The organism is Cryobacterium zongtaii (assembly GCF_002909375.1).
GTDB classification, from domain to species: domain Bacteria; phylum Actinomycetota; class Actinomycetes; order Actinomycetales; family Microbacteriaceae; genus Cryobacterium; species Cryobacterium zongtaii.
Genome location: NZ_PPXD01000001.1, coordinates 197478 through 212577, shown reverse-complemented (window position 1 = coordinate 212577; position 15100 = coordinate 197478). Strand labels below are relative to the sequence as shown.

Below are 15100 nucleotides of genomic sequence, written 5' to 3'. Positions count from 1 at the left end.
GGCCGCTGAGGCGGGCAGCTGTTGCGGCCGGGTCAGACCGCGGCGAGCGCGCCCTGCACGATGCGCTCCTCGCCGGCGTAGATCACCATCGAGTCGCCGCGGAGGAAGCCGACCAACGTCAGGCCCACCTCGTGCGCGAACTCGGCGGAGAGCGACGACGGCGCCGACACCGCGGCGAGCACCGGGATGCCGGCCATCAGCGCCTTCTGGGCGAGTTCGAAGCTGGCCCGGCTGGAGACCATCAGCACGGTCCCGCGCAAAGGGAGCAGGTTCTCTTTGACCGCCCAGCCGATCACCTTGTCGACGGCGTTGTGCCGGCCCACGTCTTCCCGCAGCACCAGCATCTCGCCCGTGGCCCCGTCGAACAGGGCGGCCGCGTGCAGGCCCCCGGTCTTCTCGAACACCGCCTGCGCCTGGCGCAACGTGTCGGGGAACGTCGTGAGCAATCCGGCGTCGACGCGGACGGCATCCGCCCGCACGTCCCAGGTGGACTTGGTGCGCACGGCGTCGATGCTTTCCTTGCCGCACAGCCCGCAGGAACTGGTGGTGAGGAAGTTCCGCTCCATGCCGGGGGTGGGCCCGGCGACGCCGGGCGCCAGGCGCAGGTCGAGCACGTTGTAGGTGTTCACGCCCTCCGCGGTGGCGCCGGCGCAGTACCGGGCGGTGGCGAGGTGCTCCGCCCGGGTGAGGATGCCCTCGGAGACCAGGAAACCGGCGGCCAGATCAACGTCGTGGCCGGGGGTGCGCATGGTCACGGCCAGGGAACGGCCGTTGACCCGCATCTCGAGCGGCTCCTCGACCGCGAGCACGTCCTCCCGGCGGATCGGCGGCTGGCCCACCGTAAGCCGGGTGATCTTGCGCCGTGCCGTGACTCTACTCATGGGTGCCCTCCTCGGGAGTGCGTCAGGTGTGCCGTGCGGGATCACCGGAACCTCCTTCGAGCCTAATCCTCGGATTCGAATGGTGGGAGGGACCGGGCCGTTCGCGAAAGCGTTCTTATGGCTGCTTGGAGCGCCGCGAAGTAGCCATCCGGCCGCTCTCGCGGAAGGGACGACACGCGAGAGCGGGACCGTGGCTGCTTCGATGGTCGGGGCGGCGTGGGCATGCCGGGGACGATTGCCGCGTACCGTGGTGTCATGGCACTTCCCCCTCTCGTCGAGCCCACCGGCCCGCTCAGCCCCACCGAAACCGCGCGTCTGCAGCAGGTGCGCAACCTGCCCCAGCTGCGACTGCCCCCGATCGATGACCTCGGGCACCGCCGCCTCGCGGCCGCCCGCGTGCTGGTGCTGGGCACCACGGGCCTCAGCGCGCCCGCCGTGCGTTCCCTCGCCGCGGCCGGGGTGGGCACCATTGGGCTGGCCGACGTGGGCCCGCTCGACGTCGACGCCCTGGTGCTCGCCACCACCACCATCCTGACCCTCTCCCCCGACACCGCCGTGACGGCGCACGACGAGGACCTCACGGCCGAGTCGGCTACCCGCATCCTCGGCGGCTACGACCTGGTGATCGACGGCAGCGACCTCACCCCGCAGCCGTTCCTCGTTGGCGACACCTGCGCCAGCCTCGGCCTGCCGCTGGTGTGGGGCTCCGTGGCGCGCGGCAACGCCGAGGTGTCGGTGTTCTGGTCGAGCCCACCACGACGCAGCGGCCAGCGCTCGACCCGGTTGCGCGACTTCTTCGGCACGGATGCGACCGGCGCGGCCGCTGCCCCCGCCGACCCCGGCGTGCTCGGTGCGTTGCGCGGCCAGGCCGGCGCGATCCTGGCGGCGGAGGCCGTCCGCCTGATCACCGGCACCGGCGAGCCGCTGATCGGCCGGGTGCTCACCATCGATGCCGAGTCCGGCCGGTTCGACGCCGCTCAGCTGCCGGTGGCTCAGCCTGCCGCCTCCGGTGCCAGGATCGAGACCGACGGCGCGGAATCCGCGCCCGGTGCCACCATTACCGCCACCGCCACCGCCACCGAGGAGTGACACCATGAGCACTAACATCCCGCTCCCTCCCGAAGCCCTCGACGAGTGGCTGGCCGCCCTCGCGACCCGGCTCGGCCTCGACGCCGACGTGGTCCCCACCGGACTGCTTCTGGACGTGGCCCGGGACGTGGCGCACAATGTGGCCCGGCCGGCGGCGCCGCTGAGCCTGTTCCTGGTGGGGCTGGCTGCCGCGCAGAACGGCGGCAGCGCCGAGGACATCACCGCGGCGAGCGCCGCTGCGACCGAGCTCGCTCTGGGCTGGCCCGCCCCGCCCGAGTAACGGCTCTCCCACCGAAGTAGCCCCCGCGCAAACGAGTTGCCCCGGCACACCGGGGCATCTCGTCCGGAACAGGGCACCTCGGCGTTCCCTACGGCCGCTTCGCGACGGTCAGCAGGATCGCCGCATCCTCTTCGGCCTCGAGGCTGTGCCTGGCGTCGGGCACGATGAGCAGGTCGCCGGTGCGCGCCTGCCAGGAGTCCTCCCCCACGATCAGGCGCACCCGCCCGCTCACCACGAAGACGGTCGCGTCGCCCGGGTTCTCGTGCTCGGCCAGGACGGTGCCCTTGACCATGCCGATGACGGTCTGGCGCAGCACCTTCTCGTGGCCGCCGTACACGGTGTCGGCCGCCCGGCCGCTGCTGGCGGTGGTGGCCGCGGCGAGTTGCTGGCGGGCGAGGGCGTCGATCGAGATCTTCTGCATGCCGCCAGCGTACGACTCCGCCGCCGGTTCGGGTTACCGGGTCGCGCTGGTGGCGCGAATGACCTCGTTAAGGGTGTCCCGCAGGGCGATCAGGGTCTCGGGCGACATCTCCAGGGTGCCGGCCACCCGTTCCGGGATGGTCTCGGCGATGTGGCGCAGCTCGCGGCCGTGCTCGGTCAACGTCACCTGCAGCGCACGCTCATCGGTCGCCGACCGCTCCCGGCGGATGTGGCCGGTCGCCTCCAGCCGCTTGAGCAACGGTGACAGGGTGGCCGGCTCCAACCGCAGCACCTCGGCCAGGCTGCGAAGGGTGCGCGGATGCTGCTCCCACAGCGCCAGCATCACCAGGTACTGCGGATGGGTGAGGCCCAGCGGCTCCAGGATCGGCTTGTACAGGGCCACAGTCGTGCGTGCCGCCACGGTGAGGGCGAAGCAGACCTGGTTCTCCAGGGCGAGCACGTTCGGTTCGGTCATCGCGTCTCCTGAGCGGGCATCCGGGGCCGGGCATCCGTCGTCTGGCACCCGTGGCCACCCCTCCATTTAGTTAGTACACTAACTATTATGACCTCTGCCAAGAAACGCAAACCGACCATCAAGGAGGCCGGCGGCTTCACGGCGTGGTTGAACGGTCGATTGTTGCCCTTCATCGGCCCGCCGCCGCTGGGCCCGTACGACGACGAGGTGCCCGCGCAAGAGCGCCCGGTGGCCCGGTGCCCGCTCTGCGGGGAGCCGATGACCGCGCACGACATCGACCGGAGCGGCGAGCGCACCCAGCTGCGCTGCCCGCAGCCCACGGCCGCCGAGTAGTACTCTGCGCAGCAACCCGTCGCCGGAGCGCACGCGGTTAGGTGTGCGTACGCCGCCATCCGCCTAGAACTGGGCGTCGATCTCCACCACGAGGTCCCAAGCGCCCTCTTCGGCGTTGCTGAGCACGACCACGTCGAGACCGCTCTTGGGGTAGTGCCTCAGGATGCCGCTGGCGCCGGCGTTGACGCCGTCCTTGTAGTACGAGCGCACCTTGCCGTTGTCGTCGAGGTCGAACTCGAGGCCGAAGCCGTACTTCACGTCGTCGTCGTAGTCCACCTGCGGGGTGAAGAACTCGTCGGTGTACTCCTTGGAGAGCAGCTGGCCGCCGCGGACGGCGTTGAGGAAGTTCATCAGGTCACCGGCGGTGGTGTGGGCGCCGCTATCGGGCGAGCCGATCGCCGGGGAGCTGTAGATGTTCGAGACCCAGCTGCCGTCCTCGCGGCGGTCCCAGCCCTCGGCGACCCGCTCCACAGCGTCGCGGCGGTCGAAGAAACCGGAGTCGGCCATGCCCGAGCGGGCAAAGACCTCTTCGCGCACATAGTCGCGGTAGGACAGGCCGGAGGCCCTCTCCACGGCCAGCCCGGCGAGGATATAGCCGACGTTGCAGTCCTCGACCTGCACCCCAGGCGGGGCCAAGCGCGGCTTGTCGGCGAACAACGGCAGGAAGTCGATCGTTTCGATCAGCGAGTAGTTGGGGGTCACAGCCCAGTACTCGTCGTAGTCCTCGCCGGCCTCCTCGTCGACGTCATCGGCGATGCCGCTGGTGTGGGTGAGCAGGTGCAGCAGGGTGACGTCGGTGCCGATCGCGCTGCCACCCAGGTCCACGTACTCGTGGATCGACGTCTCGAGGTCGAGCCGGCCGGCATCCACTTGCTGCAGCACGGCCACACTGGTGAAGAGCTTGGTGATCGACGCCGTGTCGAAGCGCGTGTCCAGGGTGTTGGGCACCTGCCAACGCGGGGTGGCGAACCCGCGGGCCGCCTCAAAAATGGTGCGGTCGCCGTCACGCACCAACACCACGCCGGAGAAATCGCTGTCATCGAGAAAAGTCTGTATTGCCTGGGTATCCACCCTTCGAGCGTAGCGAACGGCGACGGCTTTCGTGCCGACGGCTGGGCCGGTGCCGGCCGCCCCGCCCGCCCCGGCGCTCGGCGATCAGCCGCGGTGCCGGGACTTCTTGGCCAGGGCGGCGAGGTCGATCTTGCCGACGGCCCGCATACTGGCGGCGCGGGCGGCCTCGTAGCCGGGCTGGTTCGGGTCGACGCGCTGGGCCAGGAGACGGGCCGCGAGCGCGTCGTTGATCTCCTGGAGCGCATCCGCTCGGGCCTTCTGCACGAGAGCGGCGACCTGTTCGTCGTCGTCGGCAATCTCCCGCAACCGTTCGGCGACGTGGTCGTGCAGGGTGCGTCGCCGACCCAGCCGCACGACGTCCCTGCGCTTGTTCTCCAACTCCCGGCTCTTGCCCGCACCGGTGGTGCGCGAGAGGTGGGCGCCGAGGCGTTCGACGCGGGTGGAGTCCTCGTCGTTCTGCCGGGCCACCTCGAGCAGTTCCTGCCTGGCGAGCGCGGCATACTGTGCAGGGTCATAGTCGCTGTGGTCGCGGAGGGCGCCGACGATGATGCGGTTCTTCAGGGCCATCCGCACGGCGGCGAGGGCGATGAGCATGCCCTCGTCGACGATCCTGCCGGTGGAGGGCGTGGCCGGGCCCGGGGCGGCGCTGCCCTGGGTGTTGTGCGAACCGTTCTCCACCGTTTCAGTATGGCTCACCGCGGTGGGCGCCGTCAGAGTGTCCGGGTATCCGCATCGGCCGGATCCGCCAGGTGCCAGACGGTCACAGGCCGAACACGAGCACCGCCCCCTGGGCGAGCGAGAAGATCACGAGGCCGGCCAGCGCACCGACGACGGTTCCGTTGATGCGGATGAACTGCAGGTCCTTGCCCACCTGCAACTCGATCTTCTCGGTGGTCTCGGCCGGGTCCCAACGCTCCACGGTTTCGGTGATCACGCCGGCGATCTCGTGCCGGTACTTCTGCAGCAGGTAGCCGGCCGCATCCGCCAGCCAGCGGTCGATGCGGGCGCCCAGCGATGCGTCGCGCACCAGCCGGCCGCCCACATCCAGCACCGTCGAGGTGATGCCGGTGCGCACGGCGCTGGCCGGATCGGCCAGGGCGCTCAGCAGCGACTGCTTGACGGACTCCCACGCGTCGCCGGCGAACTCGCGCAGCTTGGCGTTGTCGACCAACTCGAGCTTGAGCAGCTCGACCCTCTCGATCATGGTGTCATCGTGCTGCAAGTCGTCCATCAGCTCGGCCAGGTAGCGGTCGATGGCTGCGCGCAGCGGATGCTCAGGGTCGGCCTGCACCGTTGCCACAAAACCGAGCACCTCGCGATAGGCCTTGTCGTCGACCATTTCGCCGACGAAACCGGGCACCCAGCGGGGCAGCCGGGTCGACACCGAGGTGCCGAAGGCCTCGGGGTGGGTCTGCAGCCAGCTCTGGGCCTTGTCCACCAGCAGGTCCACCGCGGCGTGGTGCCGGCCGGAGACCACCAGGTTCTCGCCCAACCGGCCCAGGCTCGGCGCCCACGATGGTTCGAGCAGGTGCTCGCGGGCGACGCCCTCGAGCAGGTCCTTGATGTCGTCGTCGCTGAGCAGGTCGAGCAGCCCGGTGCCGGCGTGCGCGAGTTCGTCGGTGAGCCGTTCGGCGTTGGCGGGCTGCACCAGCCAGGCGCCGAGGCGGCGGGAGATGCCGATGGACTCGAGCTTGCCGCGCACCACGGCATCGGAGAGGAAGTTCGACTCCACGAATTCGCCGAGGCTCTCGCCGATCTCGTCCTTGCGGTTGGCGATGATGTTGGTGTGCGGGATGCGCAGCCCCAGCGGGTAGCGGAACAGCGCGGTGACGGCGAACCAGTCGGCGATCGCGCCCACCATGCCGCCCTCGGCGGCGGCACGCACGTACTCGAGCCACGGGTAGCGGTCCTGCAGCGCGAACGACACCGCGAAGACCACGGCCATGGCCACGAGCAGACCCAGGGCCAGCCGCTTCATGCCCACGAGTGCGACCCGGCGGGCCTCGTCGGAGGCGCTGAGTGGGGCTCGGCCGCCGGGAGCGGTGGGGGCGGATGTACTCAGGGAGGGTGTTGCCATGGGTCTGGTCGTTCCTCGTCGGTCCGGGAGCGCGGTGTGCGCAGCGCTCCCGCCACCCTAGGCCGGGTTGCTCAGGCTGCGAAACCCGTCGGGGTGATTCCCCAGCGAACGACCCAGTCCTCGCCGGGAGCCAGCCAGCGGAGGCCGTGGCCGGAGTTGAAGGCATCCGCCGGTGCGGTCATCGGCTCGATCGCCACGGCCTGGCCGAGCTCGGTGGTGTCGCCGCCGTCCGCGGTGCCGGTGCGCACCGGGAAGTTGCGCGGTGTGAACGCCTGCACGTAGGCCATGTTCTCGTCGCCCCAGAGCGTGACCCGGCGGCCGTCCGGAGCGGTGAGGGAGTGCTCCCCGCGTCCGTCCCGAACGATCACACCGCCGAACCCGTCGTCAAGGTCGAGGTCGTCCACCCGGGCGCCTGCGCGCAGGTCGAACGCGGTGCCGTCGACGGGGCTGACGCCGATGGGGTTGAGCCGGTGGTCAACGTCGATGTGGCTGGTCGCGTTCAGGCGCAACACGAGGTCGCCGGTGGGCACGTCACCGATCTTGAGGTAGGGGTGGGTGCCCAGGGCGACCGGGGCACTCTCGCTGCCGACGTTGCGGATGGTGTGGGTGACGGCCAGGCCGTCGGCCGTGAGCGCATAGCTGACGGTGGTGTCCAGCTGGTACGGGTAGCCGGCCTGCGGGTAGACCGTGGCGGCAAGGGTCACCTCGGCGTCGCTCTGGGCGACCAGCCGATAAGCCGTGACGGCGAGCAGCCCGTGGATGGCGTTCAGCTGGGTCGGCTCGGTGATGGCCAGCAGGTGCCGCACGCCGTGCTGGGTCCAGATCGCGTCGCGGATGCGGTTGGGCCAGGGCACCAGCACGGTCCCGGCGCCGAGCGGCGGTACGGACCTCGCCGCGAAGCCCTCCACCAGGTCTGTGCCGTTGAGCGCATATTCACGGATGCCGGCGGCGACCTCGGTGATGGTCGCCGTGGCCGGGCCCTGCGGGGTCTGCAGGGTGAGGCTGTATTGGGTTCCGGTGGCGGCAGCAAACGACATGGTGGACTTTCGGATCAGCTCGGTTGGAGCACGGCGAGGCCGGCCTCGCGGAGCGGGGCCAGGGTGAGCGGGTCGGCGGCCGCATCCGTCACCAGGGTGTCGAAGGCGGCAAGCGGGCCGATCCGGCCCAGGTGCACCTGCCCTAGTTTGGCACCGTCGGCGACGATGATCGCGCGCGCCGCAGCGGCGAGCATCAGGGTCTTCACGCCGGCCTCCGGCAGGTTGATGTTGGTGACGCCGCCGTCGGCGTCGACGCCGTTGCAGCCGATGAAGGCGAGGTCGGCGTGCACCTGGCTGAGCACGGTCGCGGCGAGCGGGTCGACCAGCGAGTGCTGCAGCGGGCGCAGCGACCCGCCGGTGACGATCACGGTGAACCGTGGGATGGCGCTTTCCAGGGCCAGGGCGATGCTCAGTCCGTTGGTGATCACGACGATGTCGGTGAGGTCGGTGCGGGCCACGAGGGCCCGGGCGATCGCGAGAGTCGTGGTGCCCACGTCGAGGATCACGCTCTGGCCGCTGGCCACCAGCGATGCGGCGAGCTCGCCGATCTGCTGCTTGGGGATCACGGAAGAGACGAGCGCTTCCTCGAAGGAGAACTCCCGATCGGGACGGCTCGTGGTGGCGATCCCGGCGGGCACCGCGCCGCCGTGGATGCGGGTGAGCGTGCCGGCGCTCTCCAACTGGTCGAGATCGGCGCGGGCGGTGACGCCGGAGACGCCGAAGGTGTCGCTGAGCTCACTGACGCGCACGAAGCCGCGTTCGTCGACAAGCCGCTGGATCTGTTCCCGGCGCTGGTGGGCGGGCAACAAATCCCGGTCGGTCGGATGTTCCGCTGAGGCCATACCGCAATCTTCACTTATTTTGTGTCGCTTTTCAATACGCAAGTAGTGGTTTCGATTGCGCAAATCGGCTAGCGTTGATGCCATCATGACTCCCACCCCAGAATTCGTCGCAGACACCGCCATCGCACGCCAGGCGCACACCCTGGCCGACGGCCGCGAGCTCATCTACTTCGATGACCCCGACACCACCCTGTCGCCCGACCGGGCGCCCGACCTGCGCGACCTCGGTCCGCGTCCGGCGAACGCGCGCATGCGCCAGGACCCGCTCAGCGGCGAATGGGTATCCATCGCCGCGGCCCGGCAGAACCGGGTGTTCCTGCCGCCGGCGCACCTGGACCCGCTCGCGCCGTCCACCCCGGAGAACCCCTCAGAGGTGCCCAGCAACTACGACGTGGCCGTGTTCGAGAACAAGTCGCCCTCGTTCGGCCCGCTGCTCACCGACGACGACGCGCCCACCGGCCTGGACGATCTGCGCACGATCGGGCTGGGGCGCATCCGCACCTCGGTCGGCCGCTGCGAGGTCGTCTGCTTCAGCCCCGCCACCGAAGGCTCGTTCGGCAGCCTCTCAGTCACCCGCGCCCGCACGGTGATCGAAGCCTGGGCCGAGCGCACCCACGCGCTCTCCCAGATGCCCGGCATCGAGCAGGTGTTCCCGTTCGAGAACCGTGGCGAGGCCATCGGTGTCACGCTGCACCACCCGCACGGCCAGATCTACTCCTACCCGTACGTGACCCCGCGCACCCAGCGGCTGATCGACTCGATCGAGAGCTACGGCCCCACCCTGTTCGCCGACATCCTGGAAAGCGAACAAGCCGGCGAGCGGGTCATCCTGCAGGGCGAGCACTGGACGGCCTTCGTGCCGTTCGCCGCCCGCTGGCCCGTCGAGGTGCACATGCTGCCGCACCGGCAGGTGGCCGACTTCGCCGGCACCACCCTGGCCGAGCGCGACGAGCTCGCGGTGCTGTACCGCCGGCTGCTGCGCGGCATCGACCAGCTCTACTCCACGCCCACCCCGTACATCGGTGCCTGGCACCAGGCGCCGGTGAACGTGCACCGGGACGACATCCGGCTGATGCTGCAGCTCACCAGCCCGCGCCGCGCCGAGGACAAACTGAAGTTCCTGGCCGGCTCCGAGGCCGCCATGGGCGCCTGGATCGGCGACGTGACGCCCGAGCAGGCGGCCGACAACATCCGTGCAGCGATCGCGCGGTCGGACGCCGCCGATGCCGCAGCCACCGACAGCACCACCGGAAAGGCCCACTCGTGAGCGACCACCAGAGCATTCTCAGCGGCTTCCAGGGCCGGTTCGGCCGCGACGCCGACGGCCTGTGGTTCGGCCCCGGCCGGGTCAACCTGATCGGCGAGCACACCGACTACAACGACGGCTTCGTCTTTCCGTTCGCGATCAACCGCCGCGCCGTCGTGGCCCTCGCGGTGCGAGACGACCGGATGCTGCGGGTCGCCAGCTCCTTCACCGACGAGGTCGTCGAGATCTCGCTCGATGATCTCTCCCCCGAGACGGTGTCGGGCTGGTCGGCGTATCCGCTCGGCGTGGCCTGGGCCCTCGGCGAACACGGCGCGGACCTCGAAGCGGTGACCGGGTTTGACGCCTACATCGACTCCGACGTGCCGATCGGCGCCGGGCTGTCGTCTTCCGCGGCAATCGAGTGCGCCACCGCCGTGGCCCTCGACGAGGTCTGGAACCTCGGCTTCGACAAGCGCGTGCTCGTGCGGGTGGGGCAGCTGGCCGAGAACCGGGTCGTTGGCGCGCCCACCGGCATCCTGGATCAGTCGGCGTCGCTACTGGGCCAGACGGATGCCGCCGTGTTCCTGGACTGCCGCAGCTTCGAGTCCGAGGTCATCCCGCTCGGCTTCGACGCCGCGGGCCTCGAGCTGCTGGTGATCGACACCAAGGTCAGCCACGCGCACGCCACCGGCGGCTACGCCGACCGACGTGCCTCCTGCGAAAAGGGCGCGGCTCTGATGGGCGTCGGATCGCTGCGCGACCTCACCGTGTACGACCTGCCGCGGGCCGCGTCGGTTCTCGACGAGGAGACATACCGCCGGGTGCGGCACATCCTCACCGAGAACCAGCGGGTGCTCGACACCGTGCGGGTGCTGCGCGAAGAGGGTCCCAGCGCCATCGGTGCATTGCTGGATGCGTCGCACGCCTCCATGCGCGACGACTTCGAGATCTCGGTCGCCGAGCTCGACCTCGCCGTGGAGACCGCCCGCACCGCCGGCGCCCTCGGGGCCCGCATGACCGGCGGCGGCTTCGGCGGCTCGGCCATCGCGCTCACCCCGCACGCACTGATCCCCGCGGTGCAGCAGGCCGTGTCTTCTGCGTTCGCCGCCGCGGGCTTCACCGCGCCCGACATGTTCGTGGTGCGCGCCGCGGCCGGGGCCGCCCGCCTCGCCTAACGAGACACCGTCCGCGATCGAATTGCGGACTTCCCGCCTCCGTTTCACCAGCGAAAGGCGGGAAGTCCGCAATTGAGTCTCAGGGCGGCCCGAGTGTCGGTGGCTCGGCTCACGCTGTCCACATGAACGAGCCGACCCCCACCATCCACGACGTCATCCACACCGTCTTTGGCGGCGCCTTCGACGAGAGCACGGGCATCAGGCGCCGCCGCGTGCAGCAGGTCGAACAGGACCTGCGCGCCGCGCGCAGGCGGCCGAGAGAGTCTTGGCCAAGATGTCCGTGCAGGACCGCGAGCACATGGAGCGCGTGATCGGCCGCGTCACGGATCACCCATCGTCGACCGGCCCCGAGATCGAGGGCAGGCAGTCGACGATCCACCCCAGCTTCGAGTGAGTGAGGCTCCGGAGATCCGCCTCGACGACCTGCCCGAGCGGCCGCGGACGGTTCCAGTGTGCCGAAGGCGGGTGGCGGACGCCTATTTCGCCGGAACGACGGGGGTCGCCTCGCCGCCGGTGAGGCGGAGCAGCTCGGCGAACGTGGTGGGGAAGACCGTGTGCGCGTGCCCCGCCGCGGCCCAGACCACGGGGTAATCGGCCAGGTCCTCGTCAACCATGGTGCGAATCGGCGACGGATGCCCGACGGGCGCGACCCCGCCGATGACCTGCCCGGTGGCCTCTTTCACCAGGTCTTTCGACGCCCGGCCGATGGTGCCGTCAAGCCGCTCCCCCAGCCAGGCCGTGTCCACCCGGTGCGCGCCGGAGGTGAGCACCAGCAGCGGGGCGCCGTCGAGGGTGAAGACCAGTGAGTTCGCGATGGCGCCCACTTCGATGCCCAGCGCGGCGGCTGCCGCGACAGCGGTTGTGGCGGCGTCGTCGAACCAACGGATCTCGGGGTCGAGACCCTGGGCGTTCAGCGCCAGGCGCACTCTGTCGACGGCGGGATGCGCGGTGTTCACCATTCCTGCATCCTAGAGCCCCCCTCCGCCCACCTGGTCGAACGGGTAGAAGGACATAGGCCGATAAATAGGATGCTCTGGGCAATCCCGTCCTCATAAACTCACTTTTGCCTAGGTTCGGCGCGACATGGCGTCGGATTACTAGGGTGGAGCCATGACCGCCGACAGTGCCGCCCGCCTCATCACTCTGCCCGACCGTCCGGGGCCCCGGGTGGCCGAGAGCGCATTCGTCGCCGCCGGCGCCGTGCTGGTGGGCACCGTGAGCCTGGCGGAGCACGCGAGCGTCTGGTACAACGCGGTCCTGCGCGCCGAGGCCGAGCCCATCAGCATCGGCGCACGCTCGAACCTGCAGGACAACGTCTCCTGCCACGTCGACGGCGGGTTCCCGCTGACCGTGGGCCGCGACGTCTCGGTGGGCCACGGTGCCGTGCTGCACGGCTGCACTGTGGAGGACGGCGCCCTGATCGGCATGGCCGCCACGGTGCTCAACGGTGCCGTGATCGGCGCCGGCTCGCTCGTGGCCGCGGGCGCCGTGGTGCTCGAGGGCACCATCGTCCCGCCGGGCTCCCTCGTGGCCGGCGTGCCGGCCAAGGTGCGCCGCACCCTCACGCCAGAGGAAATCGAGGGCATCCGGCACAACGCCGTGGCCTACCTGGGCCACGCTGCGCTGCATCGCCTCGCGAACTGAGAGCCCCAGAATCGGCGGGATTCTGGGGCCTACCTCACGGTTCGCGGAACGAAACTAGGGCTTGAGCAGGCGCTCGGACGCCTTGACCACGTTGGCCAGCAGCATCGCGCGGGTCATCGGACCCACGCCACGGGGGTTCGGCGAGAGGTAACCGGCGACTGACGCGACGTCGGGGTGCACGTCTCCGGTGAGGATGCCCTTCCCGGTCTCCGGGTTCTCCACCCTGGTGATGCCCACGTCGAGCACCGCCGCTCCGGGCTTGATCCAGTCGGCCTGCACCAGGTGCGGCACACCCACGGCTGCCACGACGATGTCGGCGCGGCGCACCTCGGCGGCCAGATCGACGGTGCGGGAGTGGGTGAGGGTGACGGTGGCGTCCAGGCCCTTGCGGGTGAACAGCAGGCCCAGCGGGCGACCCACGGTGAGGCCGCGGCCGATGACGACCACGTTCTTGCCCGCGATCGGTACGTCATAGCGGCGCAGCAGCTCCACGATGCCGGCCGGGGTGCAGGGCAGCGGCGAGCTGAGCTCCCCCTCGATGCCGAGTACCAGACGTCCGAGGTTGGTGGGGTGCAGGCCGTCGGCGTCCTTGGCCGGGTCCATCAGCTCGAGCATGGCGTTCTCGTTGTGGCCCACCGGAAGCGGCAGCTGGATGATGTAGCCGGTGACCTCACGGGCGGCGTTGAGGTCGGCAATCGCGGCGCGCACATCCGCCGACGTGGCGGAGCCGGGCAGGTCGACGCGGATCGACTCGATGCCCACCTCGGCGCAGTCCCGGTGCTTGCCGGCCACGTAGGAGCGCGAGCCAGGGTCGTCGCCGACGAGCAGGGTGCCGAGGCCGGGCACGATGCCCAGCGCGGCCAACGCGCGTACGCGCTCTGTGAGTTCAAGCTTGACCTGGGTCGCGGTGGCGACGCCGTCGAGGGTGAGTGCGGTCATGCGACATCCGATCTGTTGGTAGTACTGCGCGCCGGCCCCAGCCTGGAGCCACGCGCCAATCGGGCAGCGGCCCTGCCGGCCCCCGACGCGGGGGCGGCCAAGTGCTGCCGGGTGCGGGCGGTGACGGATGCGCTGACGCTAGTGGCCGCATCCGTCACGACCCGACGGACCTACTGGGACAGGCCGGGGTAGAGCGGGAACGCGTCGGTGAGGCCCTTCACCCGAGCGCGGAGCGCGGGGATGTCGGCGCCGGGCTTGAGCGCTTCGGCGATGACGTCGGACACGACCGTGAACTCGGCGTCGCCGAAACCACGCGTGGCCAGGGCCGGCGTGCCGATGCGCAGGCCCGAGGTCACCATCGGCGGGCGCGGGTCGAAGGGCACCGAGTTGCGGTTGACGGTGATGCCCACCTCGTGCAGGGCGTCTTCGGCCTGCTGACCGTTGATCTCTGAGTTGCGGAGATCGGCGAGCACCAGGTGCACGTCGGTGCCGCCGGTGAGCACGTCGATGCCCGCCGCGCGGGAGTCGTCGGCGGTGAGCCGGTCGGCCAGGATGCGGGCGCCGCGGAGGGTGCGCTCCTGGCGTTCCTTGAACTCGGGCAGCGCGGCGAGCTTGAACGCGGTGGCCTTAGCGGCGATCACGTGCATGAGCGGGCCGCCCTGCTGGCCGGGGAACACGTTGGAGTTGAGCTTCTTCGCCAGCGCGGTGTCGCGGGAGAGGATGAAGCCCGAGCGCGGACCGGCGAGGGTCTTGTGCACGGTGCTGGAGACGACGTCGGCGTACGGCACCGGCGACGGGTGGAGTCCGGCGGCGACGAGTCCGGCGAAGTGGGCCATGTCGACCCAGAGCTTGGCGCCCACCTCGTCGGCGATGGCGCGGAACGCGGCGAAGTCGAGCTGGCGGGGGTAGGCCGACCAGCCGGCGATGATGACCTGCGGCTTGTGCTCGAGCGCCTTGTCGCGCACGACGTCCATGTCCACTCGGAAGGTCTCCGGGTCGACGCCGTAGGCGACCGGGTTGTAGAGCTTGCCGGAGAAGTTGAGCTTCATGCCGTGGGTGAGGTGGCCGCCGTGCGCCAGCTCCAGACCCAGGATGGTGTCGCCGGGGGTGGCGATCGCGGAGAGCACCGCGGCGTTGGCGGTGGCACCGGAGTGCGGCTGCACGTTCGCGTATTCGGCGCCGAACAGGCTCTTGGCCCGGTCGATGGCGAGCTGCTCGGCCACGTCGACGTACTCGCAGCCGCCGTAGTAGCGACGGCCGGGGTAGCCCTCGGCGTACTTGTTGGTGAGCACCGAACCCTGCGACTGCAGGATGGCGCGGGGCACGAAGTTCTCGCTGGCGATCATCTCGAGGTAGTCGCGTTGGCGACCGAGCTCCTGCTCGAGGATCGCGGCGATCTCGGGGTCGACGACCTCGAGGGGCTCGTTGAAGGTGGAGGGTACGGAACTGGTAAGCACACTGTCGGACACGGGAAAACTCCTTGAGACTATCGATGGATGTGTCGTGGCCCAGGCGTGCGGTCACTAACCGTGTCAGTCGCTCCCCGATGGTGACCCATCTTTCGTGCTACGCCAGTCGCGACCCGGCAATA

The 15100-nt window shown here is 70.1% G+C and carries 17 protein-coding genes and 1 riboswitch; of the genes, 6 read left to right on the top strand and 11 right to left on the bottom strand.

Going from position 1 to position 15100, the window contains the following annotated elements:
• Positions 1-32 precede the first annotated feature (32 nt).
• Positions 33-881: a formate dehydrogenase accessory sulfurtransferase FdhD gene (fdhD, locus tag C3B61_RS01050; RefSeq protein ID WP_103459214.1), complete on the bottom strand. Its 849-nt coding sequence runs from the start codon at positions 879-881 to the stop codon at positions 33-35.
• 255 nt (positions 882-1136) lie between these two features.
• Between fdhD and C3B61_RS01045 the strand changes: the two genes are divergently transcribed.
• Both C3B61_RS01045 and C3B61_RS19845 read left to right on the top strand, forming a co-directional pair.
• The gene (locus C3B61_RS01045) at positions 1137-1970 is read left to right on the top strand and encodes a HesA/MoeB/ThiF family protein (RefSeq protein ID WP_165791106.1); all 834 of its coding nucleotides are present in this window, start codon (positions 1137-1139) and stop codon (positions 1968-1970) included.
• 4 nt (positions 1971-1974) lie between these two features.
• The gene (locus C3B61_RS19845) at positions 1975-2250 is read left to right on the top strand and encodes a DUF6457 domain-containing protein (RefSeq protein ID WP_088457081.1); all 276 of its coding nucleotides are present in this window, start codon (positions 1975-1977) and stop codon (positions 2248-2250) included.
• A gap of 88 nt (positions 2251-2338) precedes the next feature.
• Here C3B61_RS19845 and C3B61_RS01035 read toward each other — a convergent pair whose 3' ends face one another.
• Both C3B61_RS01035 and C3B61_RS01030 read right to left on the bottom strand, forming a co-directional pair.
• Positions 2339-2671 (bottom strand): cupin domain-containing protein, encoded by a 333-nt coding sequence (locus tag C3B61_RS01035; protein WP_088457082.1) that lies wholly within the window; start codon positions 2669-2671, stop codon positions 2339-2341.
• 33 nt (positions 2672-2704) lie between these two features.
• Positions 2705-3145: a MarR family winged helix-turn-helix transcriptional regulator gene (locus C3B61_RS01030; protein WP_103459212.1), complete on the bottom strand. Its 441-nt coding sequence runs from the start codon at positions 3143-3145 to the stop codon at positions 2705-2707.
• Between the two features lie 87 nt (positions 3146-3232).
• On the opposite strand from C3B61_RS01030, the gene C3B61_RS01025 reads away from it, so the two are divergent.
• Positions 3233-3478 carry a hypothetical protein gene (locus C3B61_RS01025; RefSeq protein ID WP_103459211.1) on the top strand — a complete coding sequence of 82 codons (246 nt, stop codon included), beginning with the start codon at positions 3233-3235 and terminating at the stop codon, positions 3476-3478.
• 63 nt (positions 3479-3541) lie between these two features.
• Here the strand turns inward: C3B61_RS01025 and C3B61_RS01020 are convergent, their stop codons facing one another.
• The 5 genes from C3B61_RS01020 to C3B61_RS01000 all read right to left on the bottom strand — a co-directional run bounded on the left by C3B61_RS01020 (position 3542) and on the right by C3B61_RS01000 (position 8505).
• Positions 3542-4549: a serine hydrolase domain-containing protein gene (locus C3B61_RS01020; protein WP_103459210.1), complete on the bottom strand. Its 1008-nt coding sequence runs from the start codon at positions 4547-4549 to the stop codon at positions 3542-3544.
• Positions 4550-4633: 84 nt separating this feature from the next.
• A complete protein-coding gene (locus tag C3B61_RS01015; RefSeq protein ID WP_133159733.1) occupies positions 4634-5245 on the bottom strand; it encodes a hypothetical protein in 612 nt (203 codons plus the stop codon).
• A 64-nt stretch (positions 5246-5309) separates the two neighbouring features.
• The gene (locus C3B61_RS01010) at positions 5310-6626 is read right to left on the bottom strand and encodes a DUF445 domain-containing protein (RefSeq protein ID WP_103459208.1); all 1317 of its coding nucleotides are present in this window, start codon (positions 6624-6626) and stop codon (positions 5310-5312) included.
• A gap of 71 nt (positions 6627-6697) precedes the next feature.
• Positions 6698-7663, bottom strand: coding sequence for an aldose 1-epimerase family protein (locus tag C3B61_RS01005; RefSeq protein WP_103459207.1), 966 nt, complete (start codon positions 7661-7663; stop codon positions 6698-6700).
• A 14-nt stretch (positions 7664-7677) separates the two neighbouring features.
• Complete coding sequence (locus C3B61_RS01000) at positions 7678-8505, bottom strand: DeoR/GlpR family DNA-binding transcription regulator (RefSeq protein ID WP_088457088.1); 828 nt, start codon at positions 8503-8505, stop codon at positions 7678-7680.
• A gap of 85 nt (positions 8506-8590) precedes the next feature.
• Between C3B61_RS01000 and galT the strand changes: the two genes are divergently transcribed.
• Both galT and galK read left to right on the top strand, forming a co-directional pair.
• The gene (galT, locus tag C3B61_RS00995; protein WP_103459206.1) at positions 8591-9772 is read left to right on the top strand and encodes a galactose-1-phosphate uridylyltransferase; all 1182 of its coding nucleotides are present in this window, start codon (positions 8591-8593) and stop codon (positions 9770-9772) included.
• On the top strand, positions 9769-10926 hold the full coding sequence (gene galK / locus C3B61_RS00990) for a galactokinase (protein ID WP_103459205.1): 1158 nt from the start codon (positions 9769-9771) through the stop codon (positions 10924-10926). Before galT ends, galK begins: the two co-directional genes overlap by 4 nt.
• Positions 10927-11402: 476 nt before the next feature.
• Here the strand turns inward: galK and C3B61_RS00985 are convergent, their stop codons facing one another.
• Positions 11403-11885, bottom strand: a complete 483-nt coding sequence (locus C3B61_RS00985; RefSeq protein WP_103459204.1) for a YbaK/EbsC family protein — start codon at positions 11883-11885, stop codon at positions 11403-11405.
• Between the two features lie 151 nt (positions 11886-12036).
• Here C3B61_RS00985 and C3B61_RS00980 point away from each other — a divergent pair, with 151 nt between their 5' ends.
• The gene (locus tag C3B61_RS00980; protein ID WP_103459203.1) at positions 12037-12570 is read left to right on the top strand and encodes a gamma carbonic anhydrase family protein; all 534 of its coding nucleotides are present in this window, start codon (positions 12037-12039) and stop codon (positions 12568-12570) included.
• Positions 12571-12624: 54 nt separating this feature from the next.
• Here the strand turns inward: C3B61_RS00980 and C3B61_RS00975 are convergent, their stop codons facing one another.
• Both C3B61_RS00975 and glyA read right to left on the bottom strand, forming a co-directional pair.
• A complete protein-coding gene (locus C3B61_RS00975) occupies positions 12625-13509 on the bottom strand; it encodes a bifunctional methylenetetrahydrofolate dehydrogenase/methenyltetrahydrofolate cyclohydrolase (RefSeq protein ID WP_103459202.1) in 885 nt (294 codons plus the stop codon).
• A gap of 170 nt (positions 13510-13679) precedes the next feature.
• Positions 13680-14978 carry a serine hydroxymethyltransferase gene (gene glyA, locus C3B61_RS00970; RefSeq protein WP_279327050.1) on the bottom strand — a complete coding sequence of 433 codons (1299 nt, stop codon included), beginning with the start codon at positions 14976-14978 and terminating at the stop codon, positions 13680-13682.
• A 30-nt stretch (positions 14979-15008) separates the two neighbouring features.
• Positions 15009-15098: riboswitch (ZMP/ZTP riboswitch) on the bottom strand.
• Between the last annotated feature and the right edge of the window lie 2 nt (positions 15099-15100).